This is a genomic window from Janibacter sp. CoH_79_TC_3 (assembly GCF_058197955.1).
Genome location: NZ_JBXWIV010000009.1, coordinates 1 through 14,900, shown reverse-complemented (window position 1 = coordinate 14,900; position 14,900 = coordinate 1). Strand labels below are relative to the sequence as shown.

Here is a 14,900-nt window from a genome sequence, read left to right as displayed (position 1 = left end):
TAGCCCCTATTATATTGAGCTAAGCCTCTGTCATAACGGCTAGCGATAGCGAGGTATTACCTACTTTTAACAATCCTACTACTGTTAGCACTCCAGTTAATTTGCTAGGGTATTAAAAATTTGTACGATTTTGCGCAAAAATAAGACATAACGAGCAATTAATGGATTGTTAGATAACGATTCAATAAACAAAATGATTATTAAATAAATAAGGTAACTATTTTTATGAAAGCCATCAGCCAACCAAATATATCTAGCAAAGCGCCGAAATTTGCAACCCTAACCGCATTAGCCGCGGCCTGTGCCATGATGCTATCGGCGCCTGTGAATGCAACTGAAGCCGATACCGCAGCAGCTGCTCCTGCTCCTGCTAGCACTGCTGTACCGAGCGCAATCGATTCCAGTAAACGGGTAATTCGCTTAGCCAAACCAAATACAGCTATCAGTACTGCTCAACTTGACGCGCAAGCAAACACTGGAGTTGAGACTGGCGCTCAGCAGAATGCCATTCAACCAAATAACATGGCGCAACCTACGTTTTCTCAAGCGGGTAATACTCAACCAAACCGTGCGCCTTTGAATACTGCGAACATTGCCCAACCACCAGCCGTACCAACGCCGGATACGTCAGAGTTGACTGGTACGACGCGTGTTTATGAGCGTGGTCCAATGACCGCAACGGGTATTGATTTACGTAGCGGTCAGCTGCCAAATATCCCAGCACCGCAAGTGAATATCTCAGATATCAGCTTTGTACCGACCGTGCTAATATCGCAGCAACAAGGACTTGGCACCGATAAACTGGACGTCAGCTTACTCGATGAGTTTATTAAAGAGGTGTCGCCAAATGCGCGCCATTATCCGCCAAACTTCCCTACCCGCACCCAACGTCATAACGCCCGTGAAAAAATCAAAGTCATGACCGAGTGGATTGAACCGTATGCCAAAGCACCAAATGCTTCATTTGATGTATTGATTCGTGCTGCTAAACTGAATGGCATGGGACGTAACTTAGACTTAGGCTCAGAATATACGGTACGCGGCGGACAGTATGTCGATCGTGCGATTAAACTGAAGCCTGATAGCGGTGAAGCCAATTTCATCTACGGCATGATGCTCTCAGAAGGTGGCGGCTTTAAAGAGGGTCAAAAGTATCTTGATCAAGCAGTCAACCTCGGCTATACCGAAGCCGAACAAAGCTTAGCGCAATCGGACGTACTGAGTGATCGCCGCGACAAAGCCCTAGAACGCTTGCGCCGTTTAGAGCAGAAAACGCCTAACAATGCGATGATTCGTCAACAAATCAAACTTGTCGAAGACGGTAAATTCTATATTTGGGATATTCCTGCACCAGACGTCAATATCAAACCAAGCACCTAGTTAGCTAATCGTTATTTTTAGATCCTGGTTATTTTTAGCTAATAGGTATTTAAGGTTAATAATTTAGACATTTACCGCATAACTAAGATAAAGACCAAAAAGCGCGCTGAATTATTGCTAGCAATAATTTAAGCGCGCTTTTTTATGCCTAATACAAACGCCAATCTTATATTAATGACTCACTCATTTATCATCAGCCTCTCACTAAACTAGCAATTTTCACTCATTAGCCTATAATCTTTTACTCCTAAAATTTTTTATTTCTATAGCTTATTAATTGAAAGCCTGTTAATTAGAAGTTCCTTGATTAAATATTTCCTCAATTAAATATCTTCTTAATTAAATACAATAGTCTCCTAACAAAAGTTGCGCTACACTTCTATGGACAGATAAATGTGTCATTTATCCTGTCTTTGTTGTGCATTCCTGACTATTATTCACTGGAATTACCTATGATTTTTGCTGACCCTGCCAATAATATCGCGGTACCAAGCCATAAAAATAAAAGACCTATTGCTCTATTGGCAGTGGTTACAGCAATGGCGATATTGCCTGCCTGTAGTACTGTTTCTGTCAATAAACAGGCATCAGCAAAAACCATTGCTGCTCAGCGCGGTAATATCGTCACCGATAAAAAGCTCAGTAGCGATACCGCCTCGACTTTGTTGTCAGCAGGGCTTAATCAGCAAGCTTGTATGCAACAGTTTGATCTGTGCTTAACGCAGCTGACGGACAGTATGCTGAATGAGCACTACCGTCCAGCATTGGCAGCTTTTGCTGAATTACACTACGCCAAAGCGCGCCAGCTTGGCGAATCTAAAGACTGCCGCAATGCCCTTGCGCGCCCGCCACTTGACCCTTATTATGCCAACACGCCTTTAAGTGATGATGATGCCACAGCGCAGCAGAAAAGAACCGATAGCTGCTTAGTTGGTTATCAAGGGCGTTTATTTGATGCTATTAAATACAGTTACACTTACTTATTTTATGACAGTTTAGAACATGACTTTGAAGGCGCGGATAAAGAAAAATCTCGCTCACAAGCGCAAAGTCGTATCCCAAGTGAGATGGATATCCAAACCCAAGATATCTATAACGCGGCCAGCAACGATGTGATTACCCAGCTTTATCAGTCGGCTGACGGCAGCGGTAAAATGATGGGTGATACCAAGGTAGAATACTTACCAACGTTGGCGAGTACTCGTGATAGCAGCGAGCAAGCAGCGATTGCTAATAGTACACCGGTAAATGGTAAACCCACCGATCAAATCAAAGTCATGAAAATGCAAATAGATAACTATAATCTTAATGTATATTTGCCCAACGAAAACAACTACCTCAAAAATGCCAATCAACAAACCGCTGCCTTAACAGATTTGGTCTCAACCTACGAGCTGCGCCTTTCTGGACTAAACTCCATCAGTAAACGCCCAGGTTTGGGGATTAGTTTAGTCGCCTCATTAGATGACCGTTATACCACTACCATTCGCCAATTATTGGTCTCCTCGCTATCAGGCAGGCTCAGTCAAGAAGCCAGCCCTCAAAAAGCCCGTAATCGTACTATAGAAGAAGAATCAAAGGCTGACTTAGTAAAGGATGGTTTAGCACAGGACAGCTTAGACAGTGATGATGCCACTACGCGCATTTATCCGACTGGACATTTACTGATGACCGGCTTGATTAAGCCTGCTGGTGATAGCGTGCTCGATACCTTGACCAGCAAGCAGCTCGATATCCATTTATATAATCCTTACCGCAGTGAGAGCACCAATATCTTAGGCGATGACTATCCGCTTGCTGCCAACTTCTCGGCGGGATATGGCTTATGGCTGGCAGAAAACCAGCTCGATGGCGTAGGTTACCTAAATTTAATTACCCGCCAAAAAGAAGCCAGTTTACCAAAACTCTTTATGTTAGAGCCTTATGACCCAGATAAGCGTGTCATCATTATGCTGCATGGCTTGGCTTCTAGCCCAGCAACCTGGGTCAATTTGACCAACGATATTTTTAATGATGATAAGTTGCGCAATAACTATCAAGTCTGGCAGATTTTTTATCCAACCAACTTGCCTATCTTAGAAAACCGCTATCAAATCCAAAAGCTCATCAATGCGACCTATGAGCAAACAGATCCAACAGGGCAAAATATTGCCAGTAAAAACAGCGTTATTATCAGCCACAGTATGGGCGGTATCATTGCGCGTATGATGCTTTCTGACGAAAACTTGGTCGATGATTTAGACAGACTGGATGACCAAAACGTATTGTCAATGAATGAGAAGCGCCAAATACGTGACGCGGTAAAAGAATCATTTGGCCAACAGCAGCTACGTGAGCGTTTCGAGCTAAAAACTTTACCGCAAGTCGATACCGCAGTGTTTTTGTCGTCACCTTTTCGCGGCACCGATTATGCCGACCGTTGGTTTACCCGTGCGTTACGCCGCATAGTTTACTTGCCCGTCGGTTTGGTCAAGACGGTCACCGATAACTTGGCAACGCTTGCTATTCAAGGCGACTTAGCCCAAAACCCACTCGGCGCGTTATATTTACAAAATGGTGCCAGTCAATTAAGTGATAAATCCTCCTTTATTCAATTGACCAAAGACATCAGTATCAATGAGCGCATCACCTATCATTCAATCATCGCCAATAACGACCCAGATATCACCAAAGGTTTGGCAGAAATGCAACCCGCCGGAGTAAAGCTCGATTTATCAGAAGAAATAGCGGAGGAAGACGGGCGTTCAGATGACGTTATCGATGGTAATAGTGCCAATAATACCAATGAGCTCTTAACGGATAGCGATGAGTTGCCAGGTCAGCCGCTTGTCGCTGCAGTGACGGTCGACGGTCAGATTGGGCAAGCATTAACCGAGCAGCTCTCGGACGGTATCGTACCCTATACCAGTGCTCACCTTGATGGCGCTGCTTCTGAGACCGTGATTAATGGTGGTCATAGTATTCAAGAAAATCCGCAAACTATTTTGACCCTCCGTCGTATTTTGCATCAGCAGTTAAAAAATTAGCCCAAATATTTTTTGTAAGTAATATTTTTATAATACGCATTAAACAATTATTATTAAAACATGTTTTTTTAGATTACTCTTATGTGTCTATTGATAACCTTACTTGAACAATGGCTATTAATTGAAATTACATTAAATAATATTGTTAATAAATTATGACTAATAGGTGTGTATTAAGAAGCTCACCTAACTTGCGTGTGCGCATGGTCAGGCGCATAATACTTGAACAGTAAATATTATTAACACTGTCATAGAATACATAATTTATAGTTTATAAGGATATAAACTGTTTAATCTAACTAAATAGTAGCGATTGACACTATCTTAGTTAAAATGTCATCTAAACGACAATAATGCTAAATAACACTTAGCCATTGTCCGTATCGTCCTGATTGATGGACCACTACGGACAGTTACTTCAGCGTATCATGGAAGCTAGCGCTATTCAGCTAACAGATAAGGGTAACCGTTTATGTTCGCTACATTTATGATCAGTCAGCTTGATGCGCTGATGCTCGCGCGAATTCAATTTGCTTTTGTTATCTCATGGCATATTGTCTTTCCAGCTTTTTCCATCGGTCTTGCCAGCTTTCTAACGGTTTTAGAGTTCCGCTGGCTCAAAACTGGTGAGCCTATTTATGCAGAAGTTTATAAACACTGGGTAAAAATATTTGCCGTGGTGTTTGGGATGGGTGTAGTATCGGGCGTGGTGATGTCCTACCAATTCGGTACCAACTGGGCAGTATTCTCTGATAAAGCTGGTAATATTCTAGGCCCTCTGCTTGCTTATGAGGTACTGACCGCCTTCTTCTTAGAAGCGTCATTTTTAGGTATCATGCTGTTTGGTTGGGGTCGCGTTAGTAAACGCATGCACCTTGCCTCGACAGCGATTGTTGCTATCGGTACGCTGATATCAGGTTTTTGGATTTTGGCTGCCAACAGCTTTATGCAGACGCCACAAGGTTTTATGGTTGGTGCCGATGGTCTGCTCTATCCGACCAATTGGTTAGAAATCATTTTTAACCCCTCATTTCCTTACCGTTATGCGCACATGATGACCGCAGCTTTCTTGACGACTGCCTTTGTTATCGGTGGTATCGGTGCGTATTATTTGCAATCCAAAAAACATGTTGAACATCGTAAGCATGGTCGTGTCATGCTCGGTATGGCAATGGTCATGGCGATCTTTGTTGCGCCAGCACAAATATTTATTGGTGATATGCATGGTCTAAATACGTTAGAACATCAACCCGCTAAAGTCGCGGCGATGGAAGGTCTGTGGGAAAATGAGCGCGGTGCGCCGCTTGTGTTATTCGGTATTCCAGATCAGAAAGCAGAAAAAAACCACTATGAAATTAAAATACCTTATGTCTCGGGCTTAATTTTAACCCACTCATTAGACGGCGAAGTTAAAGGACTTAAAAACTGGGCGCCAGAAGATCGGCCCTACGTTCCTATCGTTTTTTGGTCATTCCGCATTATGGTTGCTATTGGTACGTTGATGGTATTTGTCGGTCTATTTAGTCTCTATAAATACTTTAAAAAACAACAATTCGATGGTGACAGCAAATGGTTCCATCGGGCTTGGATGTTTATGACACCAATGGGCTTTATTGCGCTACTTGCTGGTTGGTTCGTGACTGAAACTGGACGCCAGCCATGGACTGTTTATGGTGTCATTCGCACTGCTGAAAGTATGTCTCCGGTTGCGGCTCAACAAGTTGCTACGACGCTGATTGGCTTTATTATCCTATATGTCTTTGTATTTGGCGCAGGAAGCTTTTATATCCTACGCTTGATTGCCAAGGGTCCACAGCCGTACGAAAATCCTGCTGATGATAACTTCTATGAGCATTCTATCACTGAAGGTCAAGGTCGCACGTTAAGTGGTGATAGTAACGCCAGTGAGAAAGTAGAAGATTTGGATAAACCTGCCGATGACGTCGATGATGGAGGGTTACGCTAATGTTTAACTTTGGTGATGTATTAGATTTACCCTTAATCTGGGGCGGCTTAATTGCTCTATCTGTCTTTATTTATGTCTTGCTTGACGGCTTTGATTTGGGCTGCGGTATTCTATTCCCGTTTGCTGGCTCCGATAAAAACCGTAGCCGCATGATGAATTCTATTGCCCCTTTTTGGGACGGTAATGAAACATGGTTAGTGTTGGGCGGTGGTGGCTTGTTTGCCGCCTTCCCCGTGGCTTATGGCATCATTATGACTGGGCTCTATCTGCCAGTGACCTTTATGCTGTTCGGTCTCATTATGCGCGGCGTGGCGTTTGAATTTCGCTTTAAAGCGACTTCACACCGTTATGTATGGGACTATTTCTTCTTTATCGGCTCTGTCGTTGCCACTTTCTTCCAAGGAATCATGCTCGGCGCTTTAGTGCAAGGATTAGAGGCAAGCAATCGCCTATATACTGGTGGTCCTTTTGATTGGTTCACGCCTTTCTCTATCGCTTGTGGTATTGCGCTCATCATTGGCTATGCGCTACTCGGTTCGACGTGGTTGATTATTAAGACAGAACATACCCTGCAAGTATGGGCACGTAAAGTCTCTGGTTGGATGCTAAGTGCTTTAGTAGTGGCGATGATCGGCGTCACGATGTTTATGTACTTCTCAGATATCAAAGCGCTTGAAGGTTGGTTCAGCTTCCCAGGTCTACTGTATCTTGCACCGATGCCAATTATCGTTGTGCTGTTATTTTTCTTGATGCGTAAGGATTTGACTGGTGAACGTGAATATCGCCCGTTTTTATTGACTGTCGCACTATTTTTGATGGGCTATATCGGGGTTTGTTTTGCTATATTCCCATATATCGTACCGTATCAGATGACCATTTATGAAGCGGCGGCTGCCGATACCTCGCTATCCTTTATGCTCATCGGTGCCGGTATTATGCTGCCAATCATTTTGAGTTATACCGCTTTTGCTTATTATACCTTTAAGGGCAAAACCGATCATGAACACATGTATTAAGTCAGGATAGCATTGGCTATTATCTATTCAGCATGATTGATAATAGCGGTGCTTAGCTCACCAAGCTGATGGATACATTATTAGGAGATTGACGGGAGACAGTGATGAAAAAGCTCAGTAAAAAACAGTCACAATGGGCATGGTTTATTGGCTTATATGTGGCAGGGTTTTTGGTTATTTTTACGATTGCACAGTTAATTAAACTGGCAATGGGCGTTTAAAACGTATCCTTTTACCTACATTTCTATATCTATAAAAAAGCAGCGCTGAACATTTAATACTCAGCGCTGCTTTTTTATTTGTTTTAATTGTCACTATCATAAAGATTGTGACAATGATAAAGAAAGCTTATGTGCCGCGATGGTTATCGACACCGTGACTTTCTATATAATCATTGACTTGCGTTAGGCGCTCGGGTGTACCAACATCTATCCAATTGTCTTTAATCACTTCAGCGGTAATTTGGAACTTTAGCATTGCCTGTTTTAGCAGTGGCGCAAGTGGCGCTGGCTGCCCTGATACTAAGCCATCGATCAGTTTAGGTGAGATGACACTGATACCGGCAAAGGTATATTTATCAGCATCAGCAATGGGCTGTTCGATTGCCAGTCCATTATTGATAGCAAAATCTCCACCATTATTATGCTCAGGATTATCAATCAACAATAAGTGTGCAAGTTGGTCCGCACCCAGCGTATAGCCCTGCAACTGAGCAAAATCATAGGTCGTCCAAACATCAGAGTTGACTAAGATAAAGGGCGCATCTTGCAACTTGCCGGTTTGTAAGGCATGAAAAATCCCACCTGCCGTCTCAAGCGGCTCATCCTCTTCTACCGACCAATGCAGCTTGACCCCATATTGGGCACCATCGCCCAATGTCTGCATCAGCTTGTCCGCAAGCCATGACGCATTGATAGTGATGTTATTGATACCAGCAGCTTGTAACGCTTTGATATGCCAAACAATCAGTGGCTGCCCGCCCACTTCAACCAAAGGCTTTGGCGTCTCAAGTGTTAGCGGACGCAGGCGCGTACCCTTGCCAGCAGCCAAAATCATTGCTTGCGTTATTACCGACATACGCGCTCCTTGTTGTTGGCTATTTCTAATTTTTGACCATTTTAGACTAAGTAAAAGCAATAAGTACTGCAATCGCTTTTACTTTATTAATGCTATCTAGATGTATTGTTGCACAAATTTATTTTGATAAGCAGGCAAGATAACCTCTCGCAACCATTCATTAAAAGGGCTGACTGCCCGCTTCATATCGGGATTGCCGTATTCTGCAAGCCATTCTAGCTCAAAAATCAGGTCACGCATGACTTTTGGAATATCGGCTAAATAGCGACTTTTTCCATCACGTTCGAATAAGCGGATAAAAATACCCAGCACTTTTAGATGCCGTTGTACGCCCATGACATTCACATCATTTTCAAACTGGGCCGCATTATCAGCAGTTTTAAGCCCTGCCTGTTTTTGTAATTGCCAACAATCCTGAACCCAGCTCGTTACTTGGCTCTCTGGCCATTCTACATAAGCATCTCTTACCAACGATACCAAATCATATGTATACGAACCTACTACCGCATCTTGAAAATCAATGACGCCTAAGCGCGTATGATCTGCTTGGTCTTGCATAAGATTGCGGCTATGATAATCACGATGCACAACGACCTGCGGCTGTGACAAAATCTCAGTTATTAAGGCAGACTTAAGATTTTCCCATAGCGTCTGTTCAAGCTCTACGCCAATATAAGGAATAAACCATTCGCTAAATAAATCCATCTCACGGGTTAATAATGCCGCGTCATAATCTGGTAATTGGTAGTCGGCTTTTGCAGTTGCCACTGGTACCGCTTGTAGTGCCACCAAAGTACGCATCGCCAATTGATAATAATCGTTAATCTGAATAGGCGGCGCATCTACCAACAGATGAGCAAACTCTACCGCTCCAAAATCTTGTAATACCAAAAAGCCTTTTGCTATATCTTGGGCAATTAGCGTCGGGACATTGATTGCTGGTGACATCAGCTTTGCCACATTAATAAACTGCTGCAACGCCTCTTGTTCATCAGCAGAATCCATGACAATATAGCGCGCGCTTTCTACACCATCATCTAATAGCTGGATACGATGATATTGGCGTGCGCTGGCGTCACCGGGCAAACTATCAAGAATAAATGGTTGATTGGCAAATACTTCTTGCAGCCATTGTTCTAACTGCTGCTGACGAGTAGCGGGTACGCTAGGTTCTAACATGGTTTTATCGGTCATAAAAAACATCGCAGGTTAAATATCAGTCGTAAACGACTAAAGTAGTGATAAGTGAGGCAAATAGTTGTTAAAATAGGGAGCGCTTGGCTTACCTTAACAACCGGCTCTAAGAAAGTTAATTTCGGCTCTAAGTAAATTAATCAATGTATATTTATAAATCCGCTTAGAGTCAGTCTGTATATATAAGCTACTAGCTATAACTTACTATGTGGGCTAGCTGTTAACGAAGCTCGCACAGTTTATTGAGCTATATTATAAATTTTGCTAAATAGTGTAGCTGATTTGGTTTTTTTTGACTATGATTAGTCATCATTATATATAAAACGTTCTGATTTTCGAGATTATCATATAAATTACTGGTTTATTAGCCGCTAAATATCGCTAAAATACCCAAAGTGATTTAATGATCGCAATCCAATAGGCTCTACAATCATACATAGGTGTGCCCTTGTTATATTCTCCGCTTTACCAAAGCATCCGTTTGATTTTATTTGGCGCCTTAAGCTTATCTAGCTTGACTGTCAGCGCCGCTATTAATAGTAATGATGCACAGATAAATACGCAGACCACTGAGCCGTCAGCGGTTAACAGTGCTAGCGCCTATGAGCCAAAAGTAGCGGCTGACGTCAATAACGATCTCAATAACAACATCAATAGTGTCAATCAAGACATCAGTTATCAAAAGGTACAAAAGCAAAATTCTGGCTTTGATAATGCTTTAGATAGTAAAATTATCGATATCACAGAAATTAATGGCAGTATTGATGGTAATGACAATATTAATGCAACTGATAATAATCAAAATAATACTGCTGCGCCAGTAAATAGTACTGCTACAGCTGAAACTAAAGCCGATAACCGCCAGGTTAACGACAGTGATGAAAGTATTCAAGAAAGTCTCAGACGCTTGGCAGAGTTTTATGAATTAACGCCTGAAACTGACCCTGCAACGTTAAATAATAATAGCAATGCTAATGTAGCAGATAACAACCAAAATGATATTCAAAATACGTTTACCGAGCAAACCATTCCGGCGGTAGGCAACGACTTAAAGCTGCTACCAAATAGCGTCGATAGCGCCCAACGTTGTGAAGGTCAATGGGTTTACCCAAAGAAAAATCCCAATTATCAGCGAGCAGTCAATGAAACTGGTGTAAGCAACGGTCAGCCAGCACCCAATCTAAATGGCATTCCCAACAATCAAGCACCGCTGTTTGCAGAATCTGACTATGGCTACTATGATAATGTCGATTATGCTGAGCTATCAGGTAATGTGATTGTTGACCAAGGTACGCAGCATATCGAAGCGGACAAAATTATTATAGACTTGAATAACAATGTAGCAGCCGCGCAAGGTAAAGTGATGTTTACCGATCAAGCTACGGGGAATGGCAATGCATCTTCTATTCCATTCCAAGCTGGCAATGTTCAAAACAGCAGACCTTACAACAACAATATTCAAAATAATACTGCAAGCCTCACTGATAAAGCCTCAAAAGGTGGACTTATCGGTGTCGCAGACAGCTTAAATTATAATACTGAGACTGGGCAATCAACCGCTAACGATGTCGCTTTTGCTAGCGTAGAATTACAAGCACATGGCTATGCCAAGCGCTTAAATCGCCCTAATGAGACACAATACGAGCTTGATGAAGTCATGTTCAGCACCTGCCCGCCCACCAATCGTAAATGGCAGTTTGATGCCAAAAGTATCGACTTAGATACCGAAACGGGTCGCGGCGAAGCTTACAATACGACCTTCCGTATTGCTGATGTTCCTGTATTCTATTTGCCTTATTTTAACTTTCCTATAGACAGTCGACGCAGTAGTGGGTTTTTATTACCTAACGCTAGTATCAGTAGTGAAAGCGGGCTTGAAGTTGATGTACCTTATTACTTTAATTTAGCACCAAACTATGATGCAACCCTTAATACCCACGTCTATACTAACCGTAACCCCATGCTCTCAGGTGAGTTTCGCTATTTGACTGAAGAGTATGGCGAAGGTATTTTAAACGGCTCATATCTGCCTAATGATAAAAAGTATGACGGCGAAGATCGCAGCAGCTTATTTTATGATCATTATTGGGCATCTAAGAGCATTCCGCGCTTAAGTGGCGATGCAAAATATAGTTACGTATCTGATGCAGACTATCTCAACGACTTTGATACCTTAGGTTTGTCAGACAACACCTTAAACCTACCACGCCGTGCGCGGGTGAATTATTATAATGACTATGTCAATGGTGAGCTAAAGGTAGAAACTTTCCAAACGCTGGATGCCATTACCAATAGTGGGCAACCATTACAGGATAAAGATAAGCCTTACTCGCGTCTGCCGCAGCTCACACTGGACTATCGTCTGCCATGGGCAAAAAGCTTTGATATCACAGGGGTAAGTGATACCGCTTATTTTAAAAAGTCTATCGATGATGGTTCTGAAAATGAAAAAAGTGGTACGCGAATTTATAATAAGCTCAGCGCCGTTTACCCTATGGAAAAATCTTGGGGTTATATCAAGCCCAAGCTCAGCTTACAGCATCTTTATACCTCTTATGATGAAGACAGTTTAGCAGATAACGATCTTAATAAAGACGATGGCAGTCAATCGGTATTTGTACCGCAAGCCAGTATTGACGCGGGTCTTCATTTTTATCAAGCAGGCTCACCTTTTGGCGCGTTTGATGATACTTTGGGTGGTTATCGGTTACTCAGTCCGCGCTTAAAATACACCTACTCGCCGTATAAAGATCAAAATGAGATTCCTAACTTTAATACCCGTATTGCCTCTATCAATTACGAGCAACTGTTTTCGGACAGCTGGTTTTTAGGCCATGACCGTTTGCAAGATTTGCATGCTTTTACACCGGGTATTAATTATCGTTACATCGACGCAACGGGTGTGACACGTTTTGATGGTAGTATCGCAGAGCAGTTTTATATCGACGATGGGCGTGTGACCCTTGATGACGAAAAACCTGTATTAACTTCATCGTCTTCAGGAATGGTATGGGATACCAGTACTCAGCCTTATAATAACGTCTGGATCGATATGAGCGGTGCGCTTACTAACAACTATGATTTAAACTACGTTACTACTGAGCTACGTTATCAGCCATCTGATAACAGCTTATTTAACGTCGGTTTCGTGAAGCGTATGCGTGACGAAAACACCGACCAATTACCTTTGTCAGCGTTTACCGCCTCAGCGGTTTTCCCGATCAATAATAACTGGCGCGTATTAGCGCAAGGTCAGTATGATTATAATCGTGACAAGATGCTCGATTCGTTAGTTGGTGTCGATTATGAGGATTGCTGTTTTGGTTTTGCCGTTTATGGTCGCCGTTACTATAATGACTTAAATATCAAAGACAAACCGACGCAAGCGATTATGGCAGAAATCAGACTCAATGGTCTTGGTAGCGGTAGCAGCCGTTTAACGCGCTTACTTTCTGACAAAGTGTTAGGGTTTGAGCCCGTTCAAAGTGCATGGAAGGATTAATAAAGTATCGTTTATACGATTATATTAACGTATGATTAATGGCGTTATTTATATAGTAGTATTTTTGCTATAACAACATATAACAGTGTTTGCACCCTATTTATTATAGACAACCTTAGCCGCTACTTGAATTAAGAGTATCGTCAATAGGCTTAACTGATTACCATCCGATGCAATGACATTGATGAGGAGCATCATGAGATTTTTTTCTTTACGTCAAACTAGCCGAGCTGTATTAGTTGCTATGAGTGTGACTGGCGCTATTGCCCTAAGCCTTAGTGCGCAAGCAGCGACCGTTAAGCCTGCAAAAGCGCAAGCCTCTCAAGCAAATGCCGCAGCTGGACAAAATAGCGTGAATCGTTTGACGCCTGCCAATAGTACAGACGGCATCATTGCATTGGTCAATGAAAATGCGATCTTAAAAAGTGATTTAATCGCTGCTATGGCGCAGACTCAAGCGCGTGCTCAAGCAGCGGGTGAACCGATTGCCAATTCAGCACAGCTACAGTCTGAAGTATTAAACGCCCTTATCTTGCGTGAATTACAGCTAACTATGGTCAAACGTGTTGGATTAAATCCTGATGAAGCAGCCATCAATCAACGCTTAGCTCAAATTGCCCAAGCGGAAGGACTAAATAGCATTAGTGAACTGCAGCAACGTTTGGACGCTGCAAAACCAGGTAGCTACGCCACCCTACGTGCGCAATTGATTGAAGATGCGGCTATCCAAGCTTTGCAACAACGCCAAATATCTAGCCGCGTGCGTATTAGTGAGCAAGATATCGATGCCTTTTTGGCCTCTCCTGAAGCTAAGCGTTTAAGTCAAAGCGAATATCAAACCGTTCATGTCCGCATTCCCTATATGGATGATTACAGCCGCTTGTCAGAAGCTCAGCGTAGTGAGGCGCTAAAAGTCGCGCAGCGTCTACGTACACGATTACAAGCACCAAATGTTGATGTAACAGAAGCTATCGCAGCAAGTCAAGGCAGCTACCCTATTCAGTTGCAAGGTGGCGATATGGGCTTCCATAAAGCAGCAGCTTTACCGACTGAACTGGCAAGCGAAATCACCAAGCTTGAGGTCGGCGCAGTGAGCGCGCCACTCATAACCCCTGAAGGCATTGATATTATTAAACTGGCTGATAAAAAATCCAGTGATACCATGCTAGTACCGCAGTGGCATACGCGTCATATCTTAGTCAAAGTCGATGAGTTGCAAACAGATGCGCTTGCTGAACAAAAAATCAATGACCTCTATGCCCAATTACGTAGTGGCGCTGATTTTGCTGGTTTAGCCTCGACTTATTCAGATGATCCCGGCTCAGCAGGACGCGGTGGCGATTTGGATTGGGTCGGTGAAGAGCAAATGATTGGTCCGTTTGAAGCGATGATGAAAAATACCGCGGTCGGCGATTATTCTGCACCATTCAAAACGCAATTTGGTTGGCATATCTTAAAAGTTGAAGGTAAGCGTGAACAAGATGTCAGCGATGAGTACCGTCGTAATATGGCACGCCAAGCGCTATATCAGCGTCTTGCCCCACAAGCCAAAGAAGACTGGCTACAAGAACTACGCGCCGGCGCTTACATTCAGGTACTTGGTTGATTATTCCTAACTTAACCAAGTATTAGTTCAAGTATTTTATAAAAAAGGGTATATGCTGAACTGACCCCCAAATATTGGACGGTTTAGTTTACCCCAAGGACTGAGTTCTGTATTGCACAGGACTCAGTCCTTT

At 42.8% G+C, this 14,900-nt stretch carries 8 protein-coding genes; 6 read left to right on the top strand and 2 right to left on the bottom strand.

All coding sequences use genetic code 11. From position 1 onward, the window contains the following. The first annotated feature begins 225 nt into the window (after window positions 1-225). From AC2FA3_RS09030 to cydB, 4 genes are all read left to right on the top strand, one after another. Window positions 226-1,380, top strand: coding sequence for a tetratricopeptide repeat protein (locus AC2FA3_RS09030; RefSeq protein ID WP_490509284.1), 1,155 nt, complete (start codon window positions 226-228; stop codon window positions 1,378-1,380). A 452-nt stretch (window positions 1,381-1,832) separates the two neighbouring features. Beyond that, on the top strand, window positions 1,833-4,406 hold the full coding sequence (locus AC2FA3_RS09025; RefSeq protein ID WP_490509283.1) for an esterase/lipase family protein: 2,574 nt from the start codon (window positions 1,833-1,835) through the stop codon (window positions 4,404-4,406). A gap of 472 nt (window positions 4,407-4,878) precedes the next feature. After that, window positions 4,879-6,372 (top strand): cytochrome ubiquinol oxidase subunit I, encoded by a 1,494-nt coding sequence (locus tag AC2FA3_RS09020; protein ID WP_490509282.1) that lies wholly within the window; start codon window positions 4,879-4,881, stop codon window positions 6,370-6,372. Beyond that, window positions 6,372-7,388 carry a cytochrome d ubiquinol oxidase subunit II gene (cydB, locus tag AC2FA3_RS09015; protein ID WP_201543399.1) on the top strand — a complete coding sequence of 339 codons (1,017 nt, stop codon included), beginning with the start codon at window positions 6,372-6,374 and terminating at the stop codon, window positions 7,386-7,388. Before AC2FA3_RS09020 ends, cydB begins: the two co-directional genes overlap by 1 nt. A 348-nt stretch (window positions 7,389-7,736) precedes the next feature. Here cydB and murU read toward each other — a convergent pair whose 3' ends face one another. Next, on the bottom strand, window positions 7,737-8,465 hold the full coding sequence (murU, locus tag AC2FA3_RS09010; RefSeq protein ID WP_490509281.1) for an N-acetylmuramate alpha-1-phosphate uridylyltransferase MurU: 729 nt from the start codon (window positions 8,463-8,465) through the stop codon (window positions 7,737-7,739). A gap of 96 nt (window positions 8,466-8,561) precedes the next feature. Beyond that, on the bottom strand, window positions 8,562-9,659 hold the full coding sequence (locus tag AC2FA3_RS09005) for a phosphotransferase (RefSeq protein WP_227686197.1): 1,098 nt from the start codon (window positions 9,657-9,659) through the stop codon (window positions 8,562-8,564). 448 nt (window positions 9,660-10,107) lie between these two features. On the opposite strand from AC2FA3_RS09005, the gene AC2FA3_RS09000 reads away from it, so the two are divergent. Both AC2FA3_RS09000 and AC2FA3_RS08995 read left to right on the top strand, forming a co-directional pair. Next, window positions 10,108-13,161: an LPS-assembly protein LptD gene (locus tag AC2FA3_RS09000; protein ID WP_490509280.1), complete on the top strand. Its 3,054-nt coding sequence runs from the start codon at window positions 10,108-10,110 to the stop codon at window positions 13,159-13,161. 196 nt (window positions 13,162-13,357) lie between these two features. Continuing rightward, window positions 13,358-14,767 (top strand): peptidylprolyl isomerase, encoded by a 1,410-nt coding sequence (locus AC2FA3_RS08995; protein WP_490509279.1) that lies wholly within the window; start codon window positions 13,358-13,360, stop codon window positions 14,765-14,767. Window positions 14,768-14,900 lie beyond the last annotated feature (133 nt).

What these genes read in the sequence shown, in the direction of transcription:
- AC2FA3_RS09030 (WP_490509284.1), top strand. Translation starts at nt 226, where the DNA reads ATGAAAGCCATCAGCCAACCAAATATATCTAGCAAAGCGCCGAAATTT.
- AC2FA3_RS09025 (WP_490509283.1), top strand. Translation starts at nt 1,833, where the DNA reads ATGATTTTTGCTGACCCTGCCAATAATATCGCGGTACCAAGCCATAAA.
- AC2FA3_RS09020 (WP_490509282.1), top strand. Translation starts at nt 4,879, where the DNA reads ATGTTCGCTACATTTATGATCAGTCAGCTTGATGCGCTGATGCTCGCG.
- cydB (WP_201543399.1), top strand. Translation starts at nt 6,372, where the DNA reads ATGTTTAACTTTGGTGATGTATTAGATTTACCCTTAATCTGGGGCGGC.
- murU (WP_490509281.1), bottom strand. Translation starts at nt 8,465, where the DNA reads ATGTCGGTAATAACGCAAGCAATGATTTTGGCTGCTGGCAAGGGTACG.
- AC2FA3_RS09005 (WP_227686197.1), bottom strand. Translation starts at nt 9,659, where the DNA reads ATGACCGATAAAACCATGTTAGAACCTAGCGTACCCGCTACTCGTCAG.
- AC2FA3_RS08995 (WP_490509279.1), top strand. Translation starts at nt 13,358, where the DNA reads ATGAGATTTTTTTCTTTACGTCAAACTAGCCGAGCTGTATTAGTTGCT.